At 61.8% G+C, this 25,152-nt stretch carries 16 protein-coding genes; 13 read left to right on the plus strand and 3 right to left on the minus strand.

Annotated features, from left to right (window positions below; translation table 11 throughout):
- Nucleotides 1-95: 95 nt before the first annotated feature.
- Genes AC1DX3_RS15405 through AC1DX3_RS15415 form a run of 3 tightly spaced genes read left to right on the plus strand, consistent with a single transcriptional unit; the run spans nt 96 to nt 4,688 of the window.
- On the plus strand, nt 96-1,382 hold the full coding sequence (locus tag AC1DX3_RS15405) for an efflux RND transporter periplasmic adaptor subunit (protein ID WP_476990201.1): 1,287 nt from the start codon (nt 96-98) through the stop codon (nt 1,380-1,382).
- Between the two features lie 10 nt (nt 1,383-1,392).
- The gene (locus tag AC1DX3_RS15410; RefSeq protein ID WP_476990202.1) at nt 1,393-3,351 is read left to right on the plus strand and encodes a MacB family efflux pump subunit; all 1,959 of its coding nucleotides are present in this window, start codon (nt 1,393-1,395) and stop codon (nt 3,349-3,351) included.
- 2 nt (nt 3,352-3,353) lie between these two features.
- Nucleotides 3,354-4,688 (plus strand): efflux transporter outer membrane subunit, encoded by a 1,335-nt coding sequence (locus tag AC1DX3_RS15415; protein ID WP_476990203.1) that lies wholly within the window; start codon nt 3,354-3,356, stop codon nt 4,686-4,688.
- On the opposite strand, the gene AC1DX3_RS15420 is transcribed toward AC1DX3_RS15415, so the two are convergent.
- On the minus strand, nt 4,664-5,023 hold the full coding sequence (locus AC1DX3_RS15420; RefSeq protein WP_476990204.1) for a type II toxin-antitoxin system RelE/ParE family toxin: 360 nt from the start codon (nt 5,021-5,023) through the stop codon (nt 4,664-4,666). The genes AC1DX3_RS15415 and AC1DX3_RS15420 overlap by 25 nt on opposite strands.
- Nucleotides 5,020-5,313: a type II toxin-antitoxin system ParD family antitoxin gene (locus AC1DX3_RS15425; protein WP_476990205.1), complete on the minus strand. Its 294-nt coding sequence runs from the start codon at nt 5,311-5,313 to the stop codon at nt 5,020-5,022. The genes AC1DX3_RS15420 and AC1DX3_RS15425 overlap by 4 nt, the downstream gene beginning before the upstream one ends.
- Nucleotides 5,314-5,593: 280 nt before the next feature.
- Between AC1DX3_RS15425 and AC1DX3_RS15430 the strand changes: the two genes are divergently transcribed.
- The 6 genes from AC1DX3_RS15430 (at nt 5,594) to AC1DX3_RS15455 (ending at nt 21,068) form a co-directional block, all read left to right on the plus strand.
- The gene (locus AC1DX3_RS15430; RefSeq protein ID WP_476990206.1) at nt 5,594-13,051 is read left to right on the plus strand and encodes a beta strand repeat-containing protein; all 7,458 of its coding nucleotides are present in this window, start codon (nt 5,594-5,596) and stop codon (nt 13,049-13,051) included.
- A 102-nt stretch (nt 13,052-13,153) separates the two neighbouring features.
- Nucleotides 13,154-15,148 carry an O-linked N-acetylglucosamine transferase, SPINDLY family protein gene (locus AC1DX3_RS15435; RefSeq protein WP_476990207.1) on the plus strand — a complete coding sequence of 665 codons (1,995 nt, stop codon included), beginning with the start codon at nt 13,154-13,156 and terminating at the stop codon, nt 15,146-15,148.
- Entirely contained in the window at nt 15,145-16,104 is a 960-nt protein-coding gene (locus tag AC1DX3_RS15440) for a UDP-glucuronic acid decarboxylase family protein (RefSeq protein WP_476990208.1), read from the plus strand. Before AC1DX3_RS15435 ends, AC1DX3_RS15440 begins: the two co-directional genes overlap by 4 nt.
- Before the next feature lie 162 nt (nt 16,105-16,266).
- Nucleotides 16,267-16,974, plus strand: a complete 708-nt coding sequence (locus tag AC1DX3_RS15445) for a DUF6445 family protein (protein ID WP_476990209.1) — start codon at nt 16,267-16,269, stop codon at nt 16,972-16,974.
- A gap of 362 nt (nt 16,975-17,336) precedes the next feature.
- A complete protein-coding gene (locus AC1DX3_RS15450) occupies nt 17,337-19,652 on the plus strand; it encodes a glycosyltransferase family 4 protein (RefSeq protein WP_476990210.1) in 2,316 nt (771 codons plus the stop codon).
- A 138-nt stretch (nt 19,653-19,790) separates the two neighbouring features.
- Nucleotides 19,791-21,068, plus strand: a complete 1,278-nt coding sequence (locus AC1DX3_RS15455; RefSeq protein WP_476990231.1) for a glycoside hydrolase family 130 protein — start codon at nt 19,791-19,793, stop codon at nt 21,066-21,068.
- An 85-nt stretch (nt 21,069-21,153) separates the two neighbouring features.
- Here AC1DX3_RS15455 and AC1DX3_RS15460 read toward each other — a convergent pair whose 3' ends face one another.
- Nucleotides 21,154-21,330, minus strand: a complete 177-nt coding sequence (locus AC1DX3_RS15460) for a hypothetical protein (RefSeq protein WP_476990211.1) — start codon at nt 21,328-21,330, stop codon at nt 21,154-21,156.
- A gap of 367 nt (nt 21,331-21,697) precedes the next feature.
- On the opposite strand from AC1DX3_RS15460, the gene AC1DX3_RS15465 reads away from it, so the two are divergent.
- The 4 genes from AC1DX3_RS15465 (at nt 21,698) to AC1DX3_RS15480 (ending at nt 25,150) form a co-directional block, all read left to right on the plus strand.
- Complete coding sequence (locus tag AC1DX3_RS15465; protein ID WP_476990212.1) at nt 21,698-21,991, plus strand: DUF883 family protein; 294 nt, start codon at nt 21,698-21,700, stop codon at nt 21,989-21,991.
- Nucleotides 21,992-22,116: 125 nt separating this feature from the next.
- Complete coding sequence (locus AC1DX3_RS15470; protein ID WP_476990213.1) at nt 22,117-22,518, plus strand: hypothetical protein; 402 nt, start codon at nt 22,117-22,119, stop codon at nt 22,516-22,518.
- A gap of 434 nt (nt 22,519-22,952) precedes the next feature.
- Nucleotides 22,953-24,713: a sensor histidine kinase gene (locus tag AC1DX3_RS15475; protein WP_476990214.1), complete on the plus strand. Its 1,761-nt coding sequence runs from the start codon at nt 22,953-22,955 to the stop codon at nt 24,711-24,713.
- Nucleotides 24,710-25,150, plus strand: coding sequence for a response regulator (locus AC1DX3_RS15480; RefSeq protein WP_476990215.1), 441 nt, complete (start codon nt 24,710-24,712; stop codon nt 25,148-25,150). The genes AC1DX3_RS15475 and AC1DX3_RS15480 overlap by 4 nt, the downstream gene beginning before the upstream one ends.
- Nucleotides 25,151-25,152: the final 2 nt, after the last annotated feature.

A 25,152-nucleotide genomic window follows, 5' to 3' on the forward strand; every position in this document is an offset into this window, starting at 1 on the left:
AGGCGCGGCAAGCGGCTGTCCGGCGATCGTCACAATGCAGCTAAAACGCGTGCTTTGTAACAGGACCTGACATTCGCCCGTCGAAAGGCGGTGTTATGGCCTTCATGACGGCCGGCAAGTTGCCGGCGCAAACGGACGATGGCCCGATGACAAAGTGGTATAAGAACAAACGTTTCCTGTGGGCGGCAGCGCTGGTCGCGGTGGTGGTGATCGCCGTCGTGCTGTGGCTGACCGTGTTCAACCATCCCAAGCGCCCCGATGTGGTGACCCAGGCCGCGGTGATCGGCAATGTCGAGAAGACGGTCCTGGCCAGCGGGACTTTGGAGCCGTTCGAAGAGGTCAATGTCGGCGCCCAGGTGTCGGGACAGGTGACGCGGTTGGCCGTCGATCTGGGCGACCAGGTCAAGAAGGGCGATGTCATCGCCGATATCGATTCCCAGAAGCAGCACAACGATTTGCTGACCGCCCAGGCGCAGCTCAACAATGTCCAGGCGCAAAAGGCGACCGCCATGGCCAATCTGGCCCAGGCGCAGAGCAATTTCACGCGGCAGCAGACCTTGTACAAGGCCGATGCCGGACCCCAGGCGGATTATGAGGCCGCGGTCGCGACACTGAAAAGCGCCCAGGCCAGTGTCGACGCCGTCAATGCCCAGATCGCCAGTGCCACGGTTTCGGTCAATACGGCCAATGTCAATGTCGGGTACACCCACATCGTGGCGCCGATGGACGGCACGGTCATCGCCATCGTCACCAAGCAGGGCCAGACGGTCAATGCCAATCAGTCGGCGCCGACCATCGTGGTGTTGGGGCAGTTGGACAAGATGACGGTCAAGGCGGAAATTTCCGAAGCCGACGTCATTCACATCAAGTCCGGCATGCAGGTCTATTTCACCACCTTGGGCGACCCGCAAAAGCGTTATTACGCCACCTTGCGCAGCATCGAGCCGGCGCCGACGGATTTTTCCGGCGATACGTCGACGACCAACACGACATCGAGCACGGCGGTTTACTATTACGGGCTGTTCGATGTCGAAAACCCCGATGGCATCCTGCGGCCGGAGATGACGGCGCAGGTCTATATCATCCAGCAAGGGGCGCAGAACGTCCTGACCATTCCGTCGGCGGCTTTGGGACGGAAATCGAAGGACGGCAGCTATGTCGTGCGCGTCGTGGGCAAGGACAAGAAGCCAAAGCCGGTCAAGATCAAGACCGGCGTCGACGACGGCACCAATGTCCAGGTGCTGTCGGGACTGAAAGAAGGCGACCAGGTCGTGGTGGCCCAGGCCGATGCGGCGGCCAATGCTTCGGCTTCGGGTAATGGCGGCCGGCGCTATAGCGGTGGCGGCGGTGGCGGTCGCGGCGGCCCGGCGGGCGGGCTGTAAGGTGGGTGCCATGACCACGCCTCCTGCCCTGGAAATCACGAAGTTGCGGCGGGAATTCCCCGCCGGCGAAGGCACCATCACGGCGCTCAACGATATCGACCTGGTTATCCAGCCCGGCGAGATGGTCGCCATTGTCGGCCAGTCGGGGTCGGGCAAGTCGACCCTGATGAACATACTCGGTTGTTTGGATCGGCCGACATCCGGGACTTACAAGGTCGGCGGGCGGGTGACGTCGGACCTGGAGCCGGACGAACTGGCCGAGCTGCGGCGCGAGCATTTCGGCTTTATCTTTCAGCGTTATCACCTGCTGGGCGACCTGACGGCGCTGGGCAATGTCGAGGTGCCGGCCATCTATTCCGGCACGTCGCCGGAGCAGCGCAAAACGCGGGCGACGGAGTTGCTGGGGCGGCTGGGGTTGGAGGCGCGGACTGGACACCGGCCGGGGCAGTTGTCGGGCGGGCAGCAGCAGCGCGTGTCGATTGCGCGTGCGCTGATGAACGGCGGCGAGATCGTATTGGCCGACGAACCGACGGGCGCCCTGGACACCACCAGCGGTGAAGAGGTGATGCGCATCCTGAAGGGGCTGCACAGCGAGGGCCATACGGTCATTATCGTCACCCACGATCTGGAGGTCGCCGACCACTGCGAACGCGTCATCGAGATCCGCGACGGGTCGATCATCAATGACCGCAAGGGCGCCGGATTGGGCGAGGCGGAAAGCCAGGGCCTGCCGCCGATCACGACGCGGACGCAAGGCGGGTGGCAGACCCTGGTCGACAGTTTCAACGAGGCGCTGCACATGGCGCTGCTGGCGATGAACGCGCACCGCATGCGGACGTTCTTGACCATGTTGGGGATTATTATCGGTATCGCCTCGGTGGTGTGCGTGGTCGCTTTGGGCGAAGGCTCGCGGCAGAATGTGCTGGCGCAGATCGCCTCGATCGGGACGAATACGCTGGAAATCATGCCCGGGCGTGGGTTCGGGGATATCCGGTCGGGACGGATCCGGACATTGGTGGTGGCCGATGCCGATGCGTTGGCCAGGCAGCCCTATGCCGACAGCGTGACGCCGACGGTGACGACCAATGTCACCTTGCGGTACGGACCGACGGCGGCGACGGCGACGATCAATGGCGTGGGCGAGCAGTATTTCCGCGTGCGCGGATTGACGTTAGCGCAGGGGCGATTGTTCGATGCGAGTGATGTGGCGGCTTTGTCGCAGGGCATCGTCATCGACCAGAATACGGTCAAGACGTTATTCCCCAATGAATCCCCCATCGGCAAGGTCATATTGCTGGGGTCGGTGCCGGCGCGGGTGATCGGGGTGATCAGCGCGACGGGGCAAAGCTTTGGCGGCAATCAGGACGCACTCAACATCTATATGCCCTATACGGCGGTCAATGCGCGCATGTTGGGCACCAGTTCGCTGCGCAGCATCACTATGCGGGTCAAGGACGATACCGACAGCGCCACGGCTCAGACCGGGGTGACCAATCTCTTGACCAAGCGGCATGGGACGGTCGATTTCGTCATCGTCAATACCGACCAGATCCGCGCTACCATCACGGCGACAACGACAACCCTGACTTTGCTGATTTCGGCGATCGCAGTGATATCTCTGATCGTCGGCGGTATCGGGGTGATGAACATCATGCTGGTGTCGGTGACCGAACGGACGAGCGAGATCGGAGTGCGCATGGCGGTGGGGGCCAGGCAACGCGATATCCTGCAGCAGTTCCTGATCGAGGCGGTTCTGGTGTGCCTGATCGGCGGGGTGCTGGGGATATTGGTGGCGCTGGGGTTCGGGGTGGTGTTCAGCCTGTTCAGCTCGGACTTTACCCTGATCTATTCGGCGACGTCGATCATCGCCGCCTTCCTGTGTTCGACCCTGATCGGCGTTGTCTTCGGCTTCCTGCCGGCGCGTAACGCCGCTCGGCTGGACCCTGTCACCGCGCTTATGAGGGATTGATCATGAAAATCGGAATAATGAGCGTGGGGGTTTTGGCGTTGCTGTTAGGCGGTTGCGCGGCAACGCCCTATGAGACGCCCAAGGTGCCGATGCCGGCGGCGTTTGCGCATGCGGGTGAAGGTACCGGGGCGACCACGGTCGCGACCAATTGGTGGATGCAGTTCAACGATCCGGAATTGAACAGCCTCGTTTCCACGGTTCTGGAAAAGAACAACGACCTGGCTGCGGCGGCCTTGCGCGTGCAGCAGGCGCAGCTGCAGGCGAAGCTGACGCGGCTGGATCAGTTTCCGGATATCTCGGGTGGTTTGGGCGCGTCGACGTCATCGTCGACCAATTTCAGCGCCAATCTGTCGGTGGCCTATGAGGCGGATCTGTGGGGCAAGCTGGCGGCCAATACGCGGGCGGCCAGTTGGGAGGCGGAGGCGACCGAACAGGACCGGCAGTCGGCGCAACTGGCGCTGATCGGGACGGTCTGCGAGCTCTATTGGAACATAGGTTATACGCATCAGCAGATCGCGGTGGCGCAGCAGAGTTTGGACTATGCCGTCAAGGTGCGTGACCTGGTCGATATCCAGCACAAGGCCGGAGCGGTGTCGGGCGTCGAGGCGGCCGAGGCCGATCAGAGCGTCAATTCGCAGCAGGCCAATCTGGCGACCCTGCAGCAGCAATTGGTCGAGGACCGCTCGGCCTTGACGGTGTTATTGGGTGGCGAAGCATGGCCGGAGACGAGCGAGCCGCAGGTCTTGCCTGATACGCCCTTGCCGGATGTGCGGGCGGGTTTGCCGGCGGAATTGCTGAGCCGGCGGCCGGATCTGCAGGCGGCTGAGTATCGCTTGCGCGAGTCGCTGGCCGATGTCGATATCGCCAAAAAGTCGCTCTATCCGGGTTTGAATTTGACGGCTTCGGGCGGGTCGTCGAGCAGCGAATTGGGGTCGTTGTTCAGGAATCCGACCGGGTCGATCGCGGCGGCGTTGAGCTTGCCGTTCCTCGATTTTCCGCGCTTGAACCTGAACAAGAAGGTGTCGCAGAAGAGCTATGACATCGCGGTTTTGGGGTTCAAGACAACGCTGTTGCAGGCTTTGGCGGATACGGACAATGCCTTGTCCAATCGCACGCAATTGGCGGCACAAGGGGAGTCTCTGGCGAGCAGTCTGGAGGCGGCGCGCAAGGCCGAGGCGCTGTATGCCGTGCGGTATAAGACCGGGTCGGTGGCTTTGCGGGTGTGGCTGGATGCGCAGCAATCGGCGCGGCAGGCACAGCTGAGTTATGACAATAACCGGCTGCAGCAGTTGATCAATCAGTCGGTGCTGTATCAGGCCTTGGGCGGGGGGACGTGATCATTTGACGGCAAGTGGCGAACGATATCCATCTTTTCATGCAGGATGCGCAGCACTTGAATTGTATCGTTCTCCACGATGTAAACGATGAGATGACTGGCCCGGCGTCCACGACGTGCGCAATGCAAGGTCCTCAATCCTGGACGAAGATCACCACGATCTACGCTGCCAGCGACTCTCGGCCCCTTCGCCAGACTGTCAAGAGCGTCGAATAGGATGTCACGATATAGAATTTGTTGCCGTGCGCCGAAATTGCGCCGGCTGTCCCGCATGGTCTTACCAAAATCGCCCTTAGCACGTTCGGTTAACTGGACGTCCCATCGTCGGGCGGTCAATCCTCGAAGTCCTCAGCCGCCAGCGCTTCATCAGCAACGGCACTCAGGTAGGCGCGCATACTGGCGGAATCCTTGAATTCGACATAGCGGCCCGCTTCGATATCGTCGATGCCTTCCTGGACGGCGGCCCGGAACGCCTCGATCTTCGCGGCATCCTCGGCTTCACGTTGCTCGACCAGACGCAAGCCTTCGCGCAGGACTTCACTGGCATTCTGGTAGCGGCCATTGCCGACCAGGGACTCGATCAGGCGTTCATGATGGTCGGTGAGGACGACATTACGGGTAGGCATGATGGAACTCCGTGGGAGAGCCGACGTTATCACGATTGGCATAGTATGCCAATAGAGCCGTTTGCAACATCTCTGTCATCATTCCAGCCTTGATTTTACCCCCGACGCAGTTGATAGAATCCTGTTGGGTGCGACATGGCAGGCCGAGGTGTAAAACCACACCCTCGCGCTGAAACTTGCAACGGCTGCGTTTCGCTTTGCCCATCTCCGAAGTGTTGCAAGGCTTTATCGCATCGTGGTGTCCTCCATAGCCGGCTACAGCGTCGCGCAGATCGCGGCCATGACCACGACCGACGTGGCGGGCTTAAGCGTGACCGACATCAAGTCGCTGGCCACCACCCAGATCGCCGCCTTTACCGTCACCGAAATCGGGGCGCTCAACGCCACCCAGCTGGCGGCGCTGTCGACCAAGCAGATGACGGCCCTGACGCCGCAGCAGATCGCGGCGCTGACCACCGGCCAGATGTCGTTTTCGGGGCTGCAATTGTCGGTCCTGCTGGAAGCCCAGATCGATGCCTTCGGGGTCGAGGAAATCGCCGGGCTGACCACGCTGCAGATCAAGGGCCTGACCGCCACCGAGATCGGCCAGTTGACGCCGGCGCAGTTCGCCGTCCTGTCGACGACGCAGTTGGCGGCGCTGGGTACCGCCCAGATGAGGGGGCTGGACAGCGATCAGTTGTCGGCCATTACGACGACGCAGTTGGGGGCTTTCAGCGCCTCCCAGCTGAGCGTGCTCAATACCACGCAATTGCAGGCGCTTTCGACCACCTCGATCGCGGCCCTGACGACCAGCCAGCTCGACGGCCTGACCTCGAAACAGATGAGCTATCTGACGACGACCGAGGTCAACGCCTTGTCGGCCGAGGACCTGCAAAGCCTGACCACGACCCAGATCCAGGGTCTGACGGTCGACGAATTGCAGAACCTCAGCACGTCGCTGGTGGCGGCTTTGACGTCGTCGCAGCTCTATTGGCTGACCTCGAGCCAGATGCGCGGGCTGGATCACGACTGGCTGGAATCGCTGAGCACGACGCAACTGACGTCCTTTTCGTCGACCCAGGCCAGCTACCTGACCACGACCCAGATCGACTCGCTGTCGACGACTCTCCTCAGCACCCTCACCGACACGCAATGGGCCGGGCTGACCGCGACCGAGATCAGCGCGCTCAACAGCGAGCAACTGGCCAGTTTGAGCACGACCCGCATCGCCAGCCTGAGCACGACCCAGATCCGGGGTTTGCAGGAAACCCAGTTCGCCGCCCTGACGGACACCCAGTTCGGCGCCCTGACCGAAACCCAGATCGGCGCGCTGACCGTCACCCAGGTGCGCGGCATCAATACCAGCGACATTTCCGCCCTGACGACGACGCAGCTGAGCGGCCTGACCGCGACCCAGATCAACGCCTTCAACGAACGCCAGGTCTATGTCCTGACGACCGACGAGATCGCGGCGTTACGCACCGATCAGATCAAGGGCTTGAGCCTGACCTCGATGGCGGCGCTCAACAGCACCCAGGTGGCGCAACTGACCGCGACCCAGTTGGGCGTGCTCAGCGTTACTCAGATGCACGGCCTGGGCGAGGACGATTTCGACGCCCTGACGACGACGCAACTGACCGGCATCAGCTCGACCCAGATCGCCGGGCTTTACGCCACCCAGGTCGCGGCCATGTCGACCGAGGTTATCGGCGCGCTGTCGTCGACCCAGATCAAGGGGCTGACCGCTACCCAGATCGCGGTCATGAGCACCGAGCAATTGGCGGCCCTGACCAGCGATCAGCTGAGCAACCTGTCGGCCAATCAGATCCGCGGTCTCGACGACTATCTCGCCGGCAATCTCAGCGATACGCAATTGCAGGGTTTGAACCGGACGCAGATCGCGGCGCTCAGCGCCACGGCCCTGGCCGGTTTGAGCGAAACCCAGCTCAACCTGCTGACGACGACGCAATTTACCGCCCTGACCTCGACCCAGATCACGCAACTGAGCGCCGACCAGATCGAAGGCCTGAGCGTCACCCAGATCGGCAATTTCTCGACCACCCAGATCAAGGGCCTGGCCGCCGCGGACATCGCCGCCCTGTCCAACACCCAGATCAACGTCTTTTCGACGACGCAGCTGGGCGCCTTGACGACGATGGCGATGCGCGGGTTGAACGAGGCGCAGATCCTCGCCCTGTCGACGACCCAGGTGGCGGCCCTGCCGCAAACCCTGATCGCCGCTCTGACGGCGACCGAGGTATCGCACCTGACGACCGAGCAGATCGCCGCCCTGACGACCCAGCAGTTCAGCAGTTTGAATTCGACCCAGATCGGGGCGCTCAGCGACGACCAGGTCGAATCCCTGTCGGCGACGCGCCTGACCAGCATGACCACGGCGCAGATGCGCGGCCTGAGCGCCGACGATATCGGCGACCTCAGCACGACCCAGCTGGCCGGATTGACGGCGCGGCAGATGTCGAGCCTGACGACGACGCAGTTGCGCGGCCTGGTGGCGACCGAGCTGAACAGCCTGTCGACGACGCAATTGACAGCCCTGTCGGCCGGCCAGGTCGCCGGGCTCACCGCCGATCAGATCAGCGGCCTGTCGACCACCACGCTCGGCAACCTGTCGACCGCGCAGCTGGCCGGATTGTCGGCGACGCAATTGCAGGCCCTGACGGCCGATCAGATGGCCGGCCTGACCACGACCCAGATCAACGCCTTCTCGACCACGGGCCTGCACGGGCTCAACGAGACCCAGATCGCGGCGCTCAGCACGACGCAGTTCGGCGCCCTGAGCTCGCGCCAGGTCGCGGCCCTGTCGACAACGGCGATCAACGCGCTCAACGACACCCAGGTCGCCGGCTTGACGACGACCCAGATCCAGGGCCTGACCACCACCCAGATCGGCGCTTTTTCGGCGGATCAGATCGCCGAATTGACGACCGAGGACGTCGCCGCCCTCAACCGCACCCAGATCAAGGGCTTGACCGCCACCGAGATGGGCGCCCTGGCCGACACGCAGCTGGCGGTGCTGAGCTCGACCATGATCGGCGCCCTGACCACCACCGAGTTGGCGGGCCTGAGCTCCGAGCAGATCGCCGGTTTGACGACGACGCAATTGCAGGGCCTGACCGCCACGACCCTGGGGTCGCTGGCCTCGACGGCCTTGTCCGGGCTGACGGCGGCGCAACTGGCGGCCTTTTCGACGACCCAGATCAAGGGCATGACCGCCACCGGCGTCGCCAACCTGGCCGACACGCAATTGGCCGCCCTGACCGCGCCCCAGGTCAGCGCCTTGAGCGCCGCGGCGATCGACGGGCTGAGCGATATCCAGATCGCGGCCTTGAGCCTGACCCAGCTGGGCGCGCTCGGCTCCAGCCAGATCAACAGCCTGTCGACGACCCAGATCAACGCCCTGACGACGATGGAGATGGCGGCGCTAACCACCACCCAATTGCGCGGTTTCAGCCTGACCGAGGCCGGGGCGCTCAACGAGACCCAGGTGGCGGCGTTGAGCGCAACCCAGGTCGCCAGTTTGGGGACGGTGCAGATCCGCGGTTTGTCGGCCACGGCGATCGCGGCGCTCAACACTACCCAGATCGCGGCGCTCAGCCAGACCCAGCTGGCGGCCCTGGCGGCGACCGGTATCGCCGGCCTGACCTCGACCCAGATCGGTGCCTTGACCGCGACCCAGTTGGGGACGCTTAGCACCACCCAGATTTCGATGCTGACCACCGGCCAGATCAGCGGCCTGACGGCGGACGAGCTGGCGATCCTGACCACGACGCAGTTGGGCGGCTTTACGGCGTCCCAGATGACGGCCCTGACCACGGCCCAGATCGCCGGTTTGACCACTGAGCAAATCAGCGCCTTTTCGGCCTCCGGCATCAGCGGGTTGAGCGACACCCAGGTCGCCGCCCTGACCACCACCCAACTCGATGTCCTGAGCTCGCGCCAGATCGCGAGCCTGAGCACCAGCGGCATCAGCAATCTATCGGCGACCCAGATCGAGTCCCTCACCTCGACGCAATTGCACGGCTTCGTCGCCACGCAATTGGCTGCTTTGACCGCCGATCAGATCTCGGGGCTGAGCACCACCAAGATCGCCGCCTTGAACACGTCGCAGATCATCGCGCTCAACTCGACCCAGGTCGGGGCGCTCAGCGCCACGCAACTGGGCGTCTTGACGACGTCGCAGATCGCCGCCTTCACCGCCTCGGCCCTGCCCGGCTTTTCCGAAGACCAGATGGCGGCGTTCAACGCCACTCAGTTGAACGCCCTGTCCCAGGCGCAGATCACGGCCTTGAACTCGACCGAAGTCGCCGCCCTCACCGCGACGCAACTGGCCGGCCTGACCACCACCCAGGTCAAAGGCATGGTGGCCGAGGATGTCGGCCAGCTCGACACGACGCAATTGGCGGGCCTGACGACCAGCCAGATCAACGCCCTGACCCTGACGGCGATCGCCGGCCTGACCGACGCCCAGGCGTCAGCCCTGACGACCGCGCAATTCGGCGCCTTGAGCTCGGCCCAGATCGGCGCCTTGAGTTCGACGGCCTTGTCGGGATTGAGCTCGGACCAGGTGGCCCTGCTGACGACGACGCAATTGCGCGGCCTGACCTCGGCCGAAATCGGCCAGTTCTCGACGACCCAGATCGGCGGCTTTAGCGCCACGCAATTGTCGAACCTGAGCACGACCCAGATCACCGGTTTGACGACCGACGAGGTGGCAGCGCTCAATGCCACGCAACTGGCGGCGTTCAACCGGACGCAACTGGCGGCCCTGTCGGCGACCGGCATGGGCGGACTGACCTCGACCCAGATCGCCAACCTGACCACGACGCAATTGGGGACCCTGACCTCGACCCAGATCGGCGGTTTGACCACCACCCAGGTCGGCGGTCTGACGGTGACCGAGCTGGAGGCCCTGCGCACCGACCAGTTGAGCGGATTGCTGGGGACAGGCGTCGCCGCCTTCGACACGACGCAGTTGGGCGTTCTGACGTCCACCCAGATCGCCGCTCTGACGACGACGGGCCTCGGCGGCCTGACCTCGACCCAGACCGCCACCCTGACGACGACGCAACTGGCCGGGCTTAATTCGACGCAGATCGGCGCCTTGTCGACCGACGGCTTGACCGGGCTAAGCGTCACCGACCTCAACGCCCTGACGACGACGCAGTTGCACGGACTGAGCTACGTCCAGGTGGCGGCCCTGACCACGACCCAGGTCGCCGGCCTGGCGACGACGGAAACTGCCGCCCTGACCACGACCCAGATGCGCGGCCTGACCGCAACGCAATTGGGGGCGGTATCGACCCAGCAATTGGCCAGCCTGACCTCGACCCAGGTCAATGCCATCAGCGCCGGCGCCATTTCGGGTTTCACCACCACCTTGATCGGCGCTTTGTCGACCTTGCAATTGCGCGGCCTGACCTCGACCCTGATCGGGTCGTTGAGCGCCAGCAATATCGAGGGCTTGACGACCACGCAATTGACGGGCCTGACCACGACCCAGATCAAGGGCTTCACCGCGACGGAAGTCGAGGCGCTGAGCGCCGAACAGTTGGCGGCCATGTCGGCGGCACAACTGGCGGCCATCAGCACTGGCGGCATTACCGGATTGAGTGACGACCAGATCGCCGGCCTGAACGCCACGCAACTGGCGGCCATGACCTCGACCCAGTTCGGCTCGCTGACCACCAGCGAGGTCGCCGCCCTGTCGTCGACGCAATTGGCGGCCCTGACGACGACGCAATTACACGGCTTTTCGGCGGAGCAGATCGCCGCCCTGAACCCCGACGAAATCGACGGTTTGAACACAAACGGTCTGGCGGCGTTGTACACCACCCAGATCGGCGGCTTGACCAGCACGGAATTGGCGGCCCTGTCGGCGACGCAGCTGGCAGCCTTCGGCTCGACCCAGATCGCGGCGCTCGATCCCGAGGCCTTGACCAACCTGTCGGAAACCCAGATCGCCGCCTTGTCGACGACGCAATTGCACGGCCTGACCGAAGACCAGATCGCCGCCTTGACCACGACCGAGGTCAGCAATCTGACGGCGTCGCAGATCGGCGCCTTCACCACGTCGCAATTGCAGAGCCTGTCGTCGACTCAGGTGTCGGCCCTGACCGCGACCCAGGCCGGCGGGCTGTCGACGACGGAGATGGCGGCCTTGACGACGACGCAATTGCGCGGTCTGACGACGACCGTGCTGGCGGCGCTGACCACCACTCAAGTGGCGGCGATGACGGCGACGCAGCTGGCGGCGCTCAGTACCACGGCCGTCGGCGGCTTTACCGCCGACCAGGTCGGCGCCCTGACGACGACGCAGTTGCGCGGTTTGAGCAGCACGCAGTTCACCTATTTGTCGACGACAGAAATCGGCGCCTTTACCACCACCGACATGGCGGCCTTGAGCTCGACCCAGATTTCGGGTTTCAGCACGACCGGCGCCGGCGCCTTGACTACGACGCAATTGGGCGCCCTGACCTCGACCCAGATGTCGGGACTGTCGACCACGGGACTGTCGGGCCTGACCACCGCCCTGGTCGCGGCGATGACGACGACCCAAATCCGCGGGTTGAGCTCGACCCAGGTCGGCGCGTTATCGACCTCGGCGATCAGCGGGTTGACCGCCACCCAGATCGCCAATTTGACGACCACCCAGGTGCGCGGCCTGATCGCCGAACAGGTGGCGGCTTTGTCGACAACGGAAATCAACGCCCTGGTGACAACCCAGATTGCCGCTCTGACCGCGACGCAGCTGGGCGGATTTACATCGACCGAGGTCGGCACGTTGACGGCGACGCAGTTGGCGACATTGGCCGCCACCCAGATCGGCGCCTTCTCGACCTCGGGCATTGCCGGCTTGACGGCGACCCAGACGGCGGCGCTGACCACCACTCAGATCGGGGGCTTAAGCCAGACCCAGATGGGCGCGCTGACCACCACCGAAATCAACGCCCTGACCCCGACCCAGATCGCGCAATTGTCGATGGTGCAGTTCGGTTCGTTGTCGGCGACCGGGGTAGCGGCCTTGATCGCGGCCCATATCGATTCGATCACCACGACGCAGATCGCCGCCTTGTCCAATACCGGCATCAGCGGTTTGACGGCGAACGAGGTGTCGTCGTTGAATTTGACGCAGCTGGCGGCTTTGTCGTCGACCCAGATCGGCGCCTTGTCGACGACTGGCGTGACAGGCTTGACCGAGACCCAGATCGCCGCCTTGACCATTACACAGCTGGGGGGTTTGTCGGGGACTCAAATCGGATCGCTGTCGACCACCGACATCGCCACCTTGACCACCACCGAAATCGCAGCCTTGACCACGACTCAGTTGGGCGCCCTGGTGCGGATGCAATTGCGCGCCTTGTCGACGGCGCAGATCGCCGCCTTGAGCAATGAGCAGATCGGGGCCTTGAGCTCGACCCAGGTGAGCAATTTGACGATTACCGAGGTCGCGGCTTTGTCGACGACACAGTTTTCGGCCATCAGCTCCGAGCAGTTCAGCGGGTTGACGACCTATCAGCTAAACGGTTTGTCGGCCGGCGAGTTCGCCACCATTACCGGCGTGCAGCTGAGCGGGCTGTCGACGACCACCATGGCCAATATGGGGACGACCTTCCTGTCGAGTTTGGGGACCGAGCAGTTGGAGGCCCTGACGCCGGAGCAGATCGGTTATCTCAGTAGCGAGCAACTGGCCAGTTTGAGCGCTATCCAGCTGGCGGCGATACAGAGGGCGTTGAGTTAGTGAAAGTAAGTAAGAAACCCCACCACCAACGCGCAAGAGCGCGTCGGTCCCCCTCCCCAAATTCGTGAAGAACGAATTCAGGGAGGTAAGAGGTATTAGCGTATGAAACATGAGTCTATTGCCCGGGCGGCGGCACGCGATTTGAGCGTCATGGAGCTGATCCAGAGCGCAGATGCCCTGCGTCATGATGGCGACATGGCGGCGGTGCTGGAGTTGTATGACACCTTCGTCACCCATAATGCCGACCATCCGCTGCTCTATGCCGTGTTGTTCAATATGGGCGTGACCCTGACCGATACGGGCGATGTGCAGCGCGCCCGGGCGGCGTTGGAACGGGCGATCGAGATCAAGCCCGACTTCCATCCGGCGCACATCAATCTCGGCCGGCTCTATGAACGGCTGGGCGGGCAGGACCTGGCCGTGGCGCAATGGACCAAGATGGCCATGCTGCTCAACCAGGTCACCGGCAGCGCCATCAGCCACAAGACCATGGCCTTGAACCAGATGGCGCGGGTGTTGGAAAGCGCCCACAGCGACGCCGCTGCCGAGGAGACGCTGCGGCAATCCCTCGAGATCGACCCGAGCCAGCGCGAGGCGGCGCAACACCTGATCGCGGCGCGGCAACGGCAATGCGTTTGGCCGGTAATCGCGCCGTTTGAGCGCATGACGCGGGAAACCTTGTTGAAGGGCATCTCGCCTTTGTCGATTTGCGCCTATACGGACGATCCGATGCTGCAGCTGGCGATCAGTTGGCTATATAACCTGCAGGATGTCGGGGCGCCCGACCATGTCATGACCGGTCATTGGGCGGCGACCAGCCGTAAAGACGGCCGGCTGCGCATCGGTTATCTGTCGTCGGACCTGCGCGAGCACGCCATCGGCCATTTGATGTACGAGGTTCTGGCGCTGCATGACCGCGAAAAAGTCGAGGTCTTCGCCTATTATTGCGGCATCAAGACCGACGATCCGATCCACCGTCAGTATAAGGGCGACGCCGACCACTTCGTCGATATCACGGAGATGGACGACGCAGCCGCCGCCCGGCGCATCGCCGACGACGGCATCCAGATCCTGGTCGATGTCAACGGCTATACCCGCGACGGCCGGACCAAGCTTCTGGCCATGCGGCCGGCGCCGGTCATCGTCAACTGGCTGGGCTTTCCGGGCACCACGGGCTCGCCCTATCACCACTATATCGTCGCCGACGACTGGATCATTCCGGCCGGGAACGAGCTCTATTACTCCGAAGCCGTGCGGCGGCTGCCGTGTTATCAACCCAATAACCGCCAGCGCATCATCGCCGACCACAAACCGACGCGGGCCGAGGCCGGCCTGCCCGACGACGCCTTCGTTTTTTGCTGCTTTAACGGCACGCACAAGATTACCAAACCGACCTTCGAGCGTTGGCTGGCTATCCTGCAACGTGTTCCGGGCAGCGTCTTGTGGCTGCTGAGCGGGGCGGAATCGTCGCACGAGCGGCTGAAGGCCTACGCCAAGGCCAAGGGCGTCGATCCGGAACGGGTGATTTTCGCCGCCAAGCTGGCCAATCCCTATCATCTGGCGCGCTATCCGCTGGCCGACCTGTTCCTCGACACCACGCCCTATGGCGCCCACACCACCTGTTCGGATGCCCTGTGGATGGGCGTGCCGGTCCTGACCTATTCCGGGCGGTCGTTCGCCTCGCGGGTCTGCGGGTCGCTGGTGCGGTCGGCGGGTTTGGCGGATCTGGTGTGCACGACGGCGGAGTCTTACGTCGACCAGGCGGTGGCGATCGGCCGCGATCCGGCGCGCCTGGCCGAGCTCAAGGCGCGTTTGGCGACGGTGCGTGAGGACAGTGTGCTGTTCGACACGCCGAATCTGGTGACAAGTCTCGAAGACCTCTATGCCGGCATGTGGCGCGACTGCGAATCGGGTAACCTGCCGCAGCCGGATCTGCACAATCTGGACACCTATCTCGAGATCGGTTTGGCCTTCGACCACGACGCTGTCGAGGTCCAGACCGTTTCGGATTATCGCGGATTGTGGCGCGAGCGGCTGGCCAAACGCCACAGCTATCGTCCCATACCGTGCGACAACCGCCTGTGGAGTGTTGAATGAAGAAGATATTGGTCACCGGTGGGGCGGGCTTTTTGGGTTCGCACCTGTGCGAGCGCCTGCTGGCGCGCGGTGACGAAGTTTTGTGCGTCGACAATATTTTCACCGGGCAGAAGGCCAATATCCAGCATCTGCGCGATCATCCGCGTTTCGAGTTCCTGCGCCATGATGTGACCCAGCCTTTGATGGTGGAGGTCGAGGAGATCTATAATCTGGCCTGCCCGGCGTCGCCGGTGCATTACCAGTTCGACCCGGTGCAGACGGTGAAGACCAGTGTACTCGGCGCCATCAATATGCTGGATCTGGCCAAGCGGACCAAGGCCAAGATTTTGCAGGCCTCGACCAGCGAGGTTTACGGCGATCCGGAAGTCCATCCGCAGCCGGAATTTTACTGGGGCCGCGTCAATCCGATCGGCGAACGCGCCTGTTACGACGAGGGCAAGCGCTGCGCCGAGACCTTGTTTTTCGATTATCACCGCCAGCACGGGGTGAACATCAAGGTGGCGCGGATCTTCAACACCTATGGGCCGCGCATGCATCCGAACGATGGCCGGGTGGTCAGCAATTTCATTGTCCAGGCTTTGCAGGGGAAGGACATTACGCTGTACGGCGACGGCAGCCAGACGCGCAGTTTCTGCTTTGTTGACGACATGATCGATGGCTTGATCGGGTTGATGAATAGCCGTGACGGGTTTACGGGACCGCTCAATCTCGGCAATCCGGCGGAGTTTTCCATGCTGGAATTGGCGGATACGGTGTTGGCTTTGACGGGCGGCAAGAACCGTATCGTGTATCGCCCGTTGCCATCGGACGATCCGCGGCAGAGACAACCGGATATCCAGAAGGCGCGCGACGTGATCGGCTGGGCGCCGCGGGTGAGTCTCGATCAGGGTTTGATGTATACGATCGACTATTTCAGGCAGACCTTGGGAATTCCGGCCAAGGTGCTGACAACGTGATGGCGTTCGGTTAAAAGATAGGCTCGTCACGCCAGAGCGCGATGAAAGCTCTGCCCACCCCACCACCATTCCGCTTCGCTCCATGGTCCCCCTCCCCGGCAAGCGCGGAGGATCAAGTTGGAGAAGCTTTCTGTCGAATCATACGGCTTTAAAGATGACAGCATGACCGAGCTGAAACTTAATCCGGGGGCGCAGGTGCAGCGGCGGTTTGTCGGCCGCGAGCAGAACCCGCTGATCGTGATCGATGATTTGTTGTTGAACCCCGACGATTTGGTCGAGGCCGCCGCCGCGGCCGATTTCGCCGCGCCGGAAGGCACCTGGTATCCCGGCGGCAATGCGCCGCTTCCTGAAACCTATCTGCCGGCGCTGATGCCGGTCCTGCGACCGACGCTCGAGCGCGCCTTCGATATTCCGCGCAGCCATCCCTTGACGATATCGGGCTTTTTCGCATTGGCGACCAAGACCGCCGAAGAGCTGTCGGCCTTGCAGAAGATACCGCATTACGACCAGCCCAATCCCGCCTGCCTGGCCATATTGCACTATCTCGGCCACGGCCAGACAGGCGGCACAGGGTTTTTCCGCCATCAGGCGACCGGTTACGAATCGGTCACGGTCAGTCGCCGCGAAGCCTATATGGCGGCCGTCGCCGACGAACTGGAAAAAACGCCACCGATCGGCTTTGCCGGTCCCGGCACCGCCAATTACGAGATGATCGACGCCGTCGAACCGGTGTTCAATCGCATGGTCATCTATCGCAGCCACGTGCTGCATTGCGCCCTGTTCGACGGCTCAAACTTAAGTCGCGATCCCCGGGTCGGGCGTCTGACTGCCAACACCTTCTGCGTTCCGCAATCGATGCCTGCGAATTGATTGGTATTGCAGTGCAATATAATATAGGGTGAAACCCAGGGACTGTGCCCTGTGTCCCGCCTGAGCCACGCCGCGTCTTACCGGCATGGCGGCATTGTTTTCTCGACATCTCTTTCTATCGCTTCGGTTCATACCGAATAACGCCGCTGTGAGCTTGCATCACAAAGCGTTTATTGCAGCGCGGGACTTCCCTACTGAATCTTTACAAGGAAAACCCGACTATCCCGTCATGCGGTGAACAATTGCCTCACCGGTCTTAATGCCTGGCTTACTAAAGCCAGTTCCAGTCCCACTAAAGGTTGTCTCAAGACGTAGCGATATCCTTGCCTGTTGGGCGCAGTCTTAGTCAACGGAGTCCGGATATGTTACAAGCCAACAGTTTTGAAGTCGCCAAGACCCTCGACAAGGATCACGAAGACTTCAGCCTGATCGACATTTCTTTCATTTCCAATTCTCCGGTCGTCGATTCGAAGCTGTCCAGGGCCGCCATTATCGGCAATTTCCCGCCGCGTCAGTGCGGTCTGGCGACCTTTACGCGCGACATGTATGCCTGCCTGTCCAAGGCGTTGCCCAAGGCGCGATGGAGTGTCGTCGCCATGAACGATCCAGGCGCATCCTACGACTATCCGTCCGAAGTGACCCATCAATTGCCGCAGAACGAAATCGCCGGCTATCGCGCCCTGGCCGACGAACTGAACAGCAACGGCACCGAGGTTTTGTTCGTGCAGCATGAATTCGGTATCTATGGCGGCGCGTCCGGCGCCTATCTGATCAATCTGCTGGAACGCGTGCGCATGCCGATCGTCACCACCTTGCATACCGTGCTGGAAACGCCGAACGACGAACAGCGCCGCGTCATGCAGGATCTGATTCGCCTGTCCTCGACCCTGGTCACCATGGCGCGCAAGGGCTCGGACATCCTTCAGGCCGTCTACGGCGTGCCGGAAAGCCAGATCGCCGTCATTCCGCATGGCGCCCCGTCGCGGCCGCTGCGCGATACCGCCGAATACAAGTCCCTGCTCAACCTGGCCGGCCGCAAGACCCTGACCACGTTCGGCCTGTTGTCGCCCAACAAGGGTATCGAGACCGTGATCGCCGCCCTGCCGGCCATTCGCGAGGCCTGCCCGGAGGTCATGTACCTGGTCATCGGCGCCACCCACCCGCATTTGCTGCGCAACGAAGGTGAAAAATATCGTGACGGCCTGAAGGCCATGGCGGCGGACCTCGGGGTCGAAGGCAATATTCGCTTCATCAACCGCTTCATCAACGACAACGACCTGATCGACATCCTCCAGGCCAGCGACGTCTATGTCACGCCCTATCTGACCGAAACCCAGATCACTTCGGGCACCTTGTCCTATGCCCTGGCGCTCGGCCGGCCGATCGTTTCGACGCCCTATTGGCACGCTCAGGAAGTCCTGGCCAACGGCGTCGGCACATTGTGCCCGTTCAACGACACGGCGTGCTTTACCAAGGCGATTTCCGACCTTCTGACCTCCGACAAAAAGCGCGCCGCCATGTCGAGCCGCGCCTATATGGCGGGCCTGTCGTCGCGCTGGTCCGCCGTCGCCCATGCCTATGTCGCCCGCGCCGAGACGGACGTCCATGAACGCGCCATAGCCCCTGTCGACAAGCCGGCGCCCTTGGGCAACGCACCGTCCTGGGCCGCCATCGAGCGTATGACCGACGATTGTGGCATCTTCCAGCACGGCAAATACCGCCTGCCCGATCGTCAGCACGGCTATTGCAGCGACGATGTCTGCCGCGCCCTGTCCCTGGTGGCGCGCCAGTCCACGGTGACCGAATTGACGCCGCGCCAGGTCGAACTGGCCTATCGCTACGCCGCCTTCATGAACCACGCCTGGAACAATGACAGCCGTTTCCGCAACTTCATGAGTTACGGCCGCGAGTGGCTGGACGACGGCGGTTCCGACGATTGCTGCGCGCGCTCGTTCGAAAGCCTGATCGATGTCGCCCGTTCGGACCTGCCGTCCGACCTGCGCAGCTGGGCTGGCGAATTGTCGCAACGCGTCCTGCCAAGTACGCCGCTATGGAACGCCACGCGTTCCCAGGCCATCCTGATCAAGGCGCTTAATCGCGCCTTCGGGGTTGTCGGCGACGGCCAGGTCATCCAGGGCATGATCCGCCGCATGGGCAGCGACATGCACACCCTGTTCAAGATCAACAGCCGCGAGAAGCACGTATGGTTCGAGCCCGGCCTGTCTTATGACAATGCGCGCCTCAGCGAAGGCCTGATCCTGGCCGGCCACTTCCTCGCGGATAAAAATATGTTGCGCGACGGCGTCTCGTCCCTGCGCTGGTTGATGCAGAAGCAGACCGTCCGCGGCCAATTCGCTCCGGTGGCCACCTGCCTGTTTGCCGAAGGGCAATCGCGCGAAGACGGTCATCCTCTGTTCGACCAGCAGCCGATCGAGGTTCTGGCCACGATCGACGCCTGTCTGACGGCCTATCGCGTCACAGGCGATGGTTTCTGGAAGAACGAGGCGACGCGGGCTTTTGCCTGGTTCCACGGCGACAATTGCCTGAACATTCCGCTGATCAGCGATGACGGCGGCTGTTTCGACGGCCTGACGCCCAACGGCGTCAATGAAAACCAGGGCGCGGAGTCGATCCTCGCCTATCCCCTGAGCTGGGTCGCCATGAAGGCCGGGCTATAGAAATCGCGTGAAAAATCGCGTGCGTTCCCGGCGGACCTGGCGCACAACGGCTGACCGGAAAACCGATCTTCTGGCGCGGGCGATTCTTCGTCCCGCACCCTCCACCCTTTCCGAACAGGGGACCTTGCCTTGACCGACATGATCATCAGTCCGACGACACTGCGCGCCAATCCGGAGCGCGTCGTCATCCTGCCCTTCACAATTTCTGTCAACCCACGCGACAGCGCCATGGGCGCCATGTCGCGGGTGACGCGCATCTGCGATGCCATCGTCGCCCTGACTGGCGACCAGGTGAAGACCGAGCTGGAAATCGTCAATCGCGACTTCACCGGCCGCCACTGGCAGACGCGCGGTATTTTCCTCGACCGCTTCAAACAGATCCAGGCCATCCAGGGCGGCATGGAGGCGCTCGACGAAGACCATATGGCGCTGATCGGCGCCTATTTCTGTCACGAATACAGCTATCAGGCGGCGGCGGTCATGAATCCGAGCGTCGTCTGCCACCCGGACCAGACCGGCGCGCCGGCGGACGGGCTCAACTTTATCATGTCGACGCGGACGGTCGGCGAGGGTCACATCTCGACCATTTCCTTCCGCGAGGGCGTCTTTCATGGCGACGGCACGATCGAGCTGAAGCCCGAGGCCGACTTCGCCGTCGCCGCCAAGCCGCACGGCAATGCGCCGCTCGACGGTGTCGTCACGGTCCACGGCCACCAGGCCTGTCCGATTTCGGAAACCGTGCTGTTTCCGGTTACCCGCTCGCAAACCAACGGGCTGGAAGACCTGCGCATGGTGCGCTTTTTCGACGAAAACGGCGCCAGCACGTTTATGGGCACCTATACCGCCTATAATGGCAAGGAAACGGCGTGCGAGTGCCTGGAAACCAGCGATTTCCGCTCGTTCAAGCTGACGCCGTTCCGCGGCGCCGCGTCACAGCACAAGGGGCTGGGCCTGTTTCCGCGCAAGCTCAACGGCCGCTGGGCGGCGGTCGGGCGGCTCGACCACGAGAGCATCTTCTATCTCGAGAGCGACGACAAATATACCTGGAACAATGGCGACCGCATCATGGCGCCGGAAGCGCCGTGGGAACTGGTGCAACTGGGCAATTGCGGTTCGCCGATCGAGCTGAATGAAGGCTGGCTGGTCCTGACGCACGGGGTCGGTGCGGTACGGCGCTATTCGCTCGGCGCCGCCCTGCTCGACAAGGACGACCCGCGCAAGGTCATCGCCCGGTCGAAGGAACCTTTGTTGTCGCCATCGGAGGACAATCGCGAAGGCTATGTCCCGAATGTCATCTATACCTGCGGGGCCATGCGCGTCGGCGACTGGATCTTCATGCCGTATGGCGTGGCCGACAGCAGCATTCATTTTGCCTCGATCAAGATCAAGGATCTGCTGGCGCATCTGGGGTTGTAGGCCGCAATCTCTGAACCCAAAAAGGAGCCTCCCGGTCTCGCGACAGGGAGGCTCTTTTATGTCTGAGGCCATTGAAGGCCAAATCTTAAGAATGGACCTTTTCGGTGCCGGGGATGCTGGTCTTGGGCAGCTTGCCGTTGCCGATGCGGCCTTCGTTGCGCATCTGGCGGCCCTTGTCGGCCATCTTCTCGTTGTGCAGGGCTTCGCCCAGCTCTTCCTCGGCCTTGCCGGTGGTTTCCTTGATGCTCGATTTGATGGACATGGGACTCTCCGATACAAAATAAAATGTGATGAACGCCCGGGAACGCTTATCCCCGCGACGGTCCCACTATAGCGGCGGCGGCATAAGGATGATGCGCGGAGCCCTCGCCCTGACGTAAAATTGGGATAAACCGGGTTCTCCTTAAGCGAGAAAATGCCATTTTTATCATTCCCTTATTTTCGCCTGCCAGCACCCATATGGCTTCCTTAATTGGCGAAGGGCAAGCTTGCCATATCACGTTCACGGTTCCTGATCCGGGGCTTCTTCATCGCCCCCCCCTAGCCTAAGAATCCCGGGTTTTAGCAACCGTGAACGTGAGCCCCTTTTGTCTCCCCGAAAATCCGAGCCTAACCCCAGGAGTTTCACCATGCTGTCCTCAGCCACCAAAGCCGCCGCCAATGTCACCAAGGGCCTGGCCGAAAACGATGTGCGCAATGCCGCCCGCGACGTGGAAGCCGACGGCCGCGACATCCTGCATAATGTCAGCGACTACGCCAACGAGGCCGGCCAGAAGGTCCGCGGCTTCTTCGACAAGACGCTCGATACGACCAATAAGGTGACCCACAACGTCGAAGCCGAAATCAAGTCGAACCCGATCCGTTCCAGCGCCATCGCGCTCGGCGCCGGTTTTATCCTGGGCGCCCTGCTGACGCGACGCTAAACCTCTTCCCCTTATGTCGGTGGTCGTTCGCCCCCCGAGATGACGACCGGCATAGCTTGAGTCCTTCACGCGAACCTAGTTTCGCCTGAAGGACTCAAGCCTTTTTTTATTTTGGGTCCCATTTCATGTCCATCGTTTCGCGCCTTGTCGAGATGCTGGTCGTCAACAAGAAGCTGACGGCGTCCAAGCCCTATGTGCTGAGTGCCCTGTCCGGCCTGGCCGTGGTTATTCTCTTGGGTGTCTTCGGCACATTTCTCCTCGCCATGATGGTCAGCGCCGTCTTATGGCTGATTTACAGCCAGATGCTGGTGGCTGGGGCGCAAATTTCGACGGCCGCCCTGGTGACCGCGGGTCTGACCGTCGTGACCCTGGCCATCACAGCCTTTGCCGGTTTTCGTGTCTGGTCGACCGTGCGGCACGATGTCAAGGAAATTTTCCGTCAGCAACGTCCCCTGACGGCGCCGGTCATCGACAAGGTGAGCGATGTCGCCGGCTCGTTCTTCACAGGTTTGCGCCGACGCGGCTAATTGTTTCGCATTACGGATACTAAATTTTTACCTGTAAGCTTGTCGCCTGCACTTACGGGTTTTTTATTATTTTATCGGACTCGCTTATTGTTCCATTACGGCATTGTGGTTAGTTTTGGCCATAATGCTGTACTTTCAGCAGGTTAGTAAGACTTATGGGTGGCTTTGCGACGCAGATATCCGGCGCCCGCTTGGACGGGGACCCTGCGCAAAGCGGGAAAAGCACCGCCGACTCCAAACGCGTCCCGCCACGGCGTGAAAAGACCTCTGTCATAAACGACCCGCATAGGGCATATCCTGCGTCAGCCGTTAACCACGGCGCCACAGGCGGAAGGGTGGGCCATAACAAGATGCGGATGCCGTGGGGATTGAATGCAAGACACTTGTATCTCGGGTTTTTCAGCGTCATCTCCATCGCGCTCTGCGGTTTCAGCATGGTTATTTATAACCAGCACACCCGGGTGCAGAACCTCAACGCCTACACCATTCGCCAGTACGAAGTGATCCGCCAGAGCCGCGGGATACTGACGGACGTGCTCAATATGGAAACCGGCGTGCGCGGCTATGTCATGTCGGGCCAGACCAAGTTTCTCGAACCCTATACTACCGCCAATGCCCGGCTGCGCGATGAGATCTTCACCCTGCGCAACGCCATGTATTACGAGCCCAACTCCTTTGCCGAGACCAGCAACTGGCTGGATCAGATAGAGGGCATCCAGGACCTGCTGGCGCGCCAGGTGACCTATGTCCAGCGTTACGGCAAGGGCACGATCTCGCCGTCGGAACTGGATCAGGAAAAGGCCGACATGGACCGCCTGCGTCAGACGCTGGAGGTCGCCAATGCGGCGCGGCTGAAAGAACTGCAGGGCCAGGTCGCCGATGTCGACGCGCAACGCAATAATTTCGACTATATCCTGATCATCGGCACGGTGCTCGGCATCGGCATCCTGCTGATCGGCACCGTCGTCATCATCCGGCTGGAAGTCGAGAACGAGATTTTCGAGGACGAAAGCCAGAAGGCGGAATCGCGCTTCAAGGCGGTCATGGACGGCGTCAATGATGGATTGTACGAGATTAATTTCGTCAATGACACCATGTATATGTCCAAGGAATTCAAGGCCATGTTGGGCTTTTCCGAGGATGAGATCGAAAATTCGGCGCAGGCCGCCATAGCGCTCATCCATCCCGACGACCGCGACGCGTCGCTTGAAGTGCGGCGCCAGTACCTGACCAAGCAGGCACCGGTCTATAACAATGTCTTCCGCATGCGTCACAAGGACGGCACGTGGCGCTGGGTCATGGCGCGCGGCGTCGGTACATGGGACAAGTTCGGCGCGATTCGCAGCCTGATCGGCACCCATACCGACATCACCGAACAAAAGAACCGCGAGGAAGAACTGCGCCAGCTTCATGCCGATATGGAGGCCTTCACCTATATCACTTCCCACGACATGCGTTCGCCCCTGGTCAATCTGAAGGGTTTTTCGCACGAGCTGGCCATGGCGGTCACCGACGTCAACGCCCTGCTGGAGCCGCGGCGCGAAGTGCTGGGCGAAGTGACCTGGCAAAAGCTCGACACCGTGTTGAAACATGACGTCCCCGAGGCTCTGGGCTTTATCGGTAATGCCGTCGACCGCATGGATACCCTGACGACCGCCATTCTCGACCTGTCGCGCATCGGCAAATATGTCTATCGCACTGAGATGGTCAGTGCCCAGGCGGTCATGGACAAGGTGTTGGGCGCGCAAAGCTACGAACTCACCAGCAAGAAGGTCGAGGTCACGGTCGAGCCCCTGCCGGAGCTGATGACCGACCCGGTGGCACTCGAACAGGTGTTCAGCAATCTGCTCGACAATGCCGTCAAGTTTCTGCGTCCCGACGTGCCGGGGCGCATTGCCGTCACCTGTCAGGAAACGGCGCGCGACTACGTCTTTTCGATTCAGGATAACGGCCGCGGCATCGATGCCCAGGACGTGGAGCGCGTCTTCCAGATATTTCGTCGTGCCCGCAATACGGTCGATGTCCGCGGACTGGGCCTGGGCATGGCCTTCGTCAAGGCGACCCTGCGCAAGATGTCCGGCCAGATCTGGTTCGAGTCCGCCGTCGATGAAGGCACGACCTTCTACGTCAGCCTGCCGAAGAAGGCACCTGCCGCCCCGGCCGCGCCCGCCGCGGATCAGGAGACGCGGTCATGATCAGCAGTTATGCCGAACCCTTTTCGATCGTCCTGATCGAGGACGACGAGGGCCATGCCAGCCTGATCCGCAAGAATTTGCAGCGCGTCGGGGTGATGAATCCGATCACCCATCTGAAGAACGGCGCCGAGGCCGTGACCTATTTCTTCGACGGTCCGCTCAAGGCTTACGACAAGACCGTGGTGGTGATGGACCTCAACATGCCGGGTATCGACGGTTTTGAGATTCTGCGCCTCTTGAAAGCCGACGAAGCAACGCGCAAAATGCCGGTCATCGTTTTGACCACCACCGACAATCCGAAGGATATCGATCGTTGTTATGAGTTGGGCTGCAATGCCTTCATGACCAAGCCGGTCGGCTATGACGACTTTTCCGAAGCGATTCGCAAACTCGGTCTCATGCTCACCGTCGTGCGCGTACCCCATATCAAAGAGTGACA

It is taken from the genome of Asticcacaulis sp. P2_B1, assembly GCF_056404915.1.

Coding starts and splice junctions, on each gene's coding strand:
- AC1DX3_RS15405 (WP_476990201.1), top strand. CDS start 96: ATGGCCTTCATGACGGCCGGCAAGTTGCCGGCGCAAACGGACGATGGC.
- AC1DX3_RS15450 (WP_476990210.1), top strand. CDS start 17,337: ATGTTACAAGCCAACAGTTTTGAAGTCGCCAAGACCCTCGACAAGGAT.
- AC1DX3_RS15480 (WP_476990215.1), top strand. CDS start 24,710: ATGATCAGCAGTTATGCCGAACCCTTTTCGATCGTCCTGATCGAGGAC.
- AC1DX3_RS15465 (WP_476990212.1), top strand. CDS start 21,698: ATGCTGTCCTCAGCCACCAAAGCCGCCGCCAATGTCACCAAGGGCCTG.
- AC1DX3_RS15470 (WP_476990213.1), top strand. CDS start 22,117: ATGTCCATCGTTTCGCGCCTTGTCGAGATGCTGGTCGTCAACAAGAAG.
- AC1DX3_RS15435 (WP_476990207.1), top strand. CDS start 13,154: ATGAAACATGAGTCTATTGCCCGGGCGGCGGCACGCGATTTGAGCGTC.
- AC1DX3_RS15440 (WP_476990208.1), top strand. CDS start 15,145: ATGAAGAAGATATTGGTCACCGGTGGGGCGGGCTTTTTGGGTTCGCAC.
- AC1DX3_RS15415 (WP_476990203.1), top strand. CDS start 3,354: ATGAAAATCGGAATAATGAGCGTGGGGGTTTTGGCGTTGCTGTTAGGC.
- AC1DX3_RS15455 (WP_476990231.1), top strand. CDS start 19,791: ATGATCATCAGTCCGACGACACTGCGCGCCAATCCGGAGCGCGTCGTC.
- AC1DX3_RS15445 (WP_476990209.1), top strand. CDS start 16,267: ATGACCGAGCTGAAACTTAATCCGGGGGCGCAGGTGCAGCGGCGGTTT.
- AC1DX3_RS15475 (WP_476990214.1), top strand. CDS start 22,953: ATGGTTATTTATAACCAGCACACCCGGGTGCAGAACCTCAACGCCTAC.
- AC1DX3_RS15460 (WP_476990211.1), bottom strand. CDS start 21,330: ATGTCCATCAAATCGAGCATCAAGGAAACCACCGGCAAGGCCGAGGAA.
- AC1DX3_RS15430 (WP_476990206.1), top strand. CDS start 5,594: ATGACCACGACCGACGTGGCGGGCTTAAGCGTGACCGACATCAAGTCG.
- AC1DX3_RS15410 (WP_476990202.1), top strand. CDS start 1,393: ATGACCACGCCTCCTGCCCTGGAAATCACGAAGTTGCGGCGGGAATTC.
- AC1DX3_RS15425 (WP_476990205.1), bottom strand. CDS start 5,313: ATGCCTACCCGTAATGTCGTCCTCACCGACCATCATGAACGCCTGATC.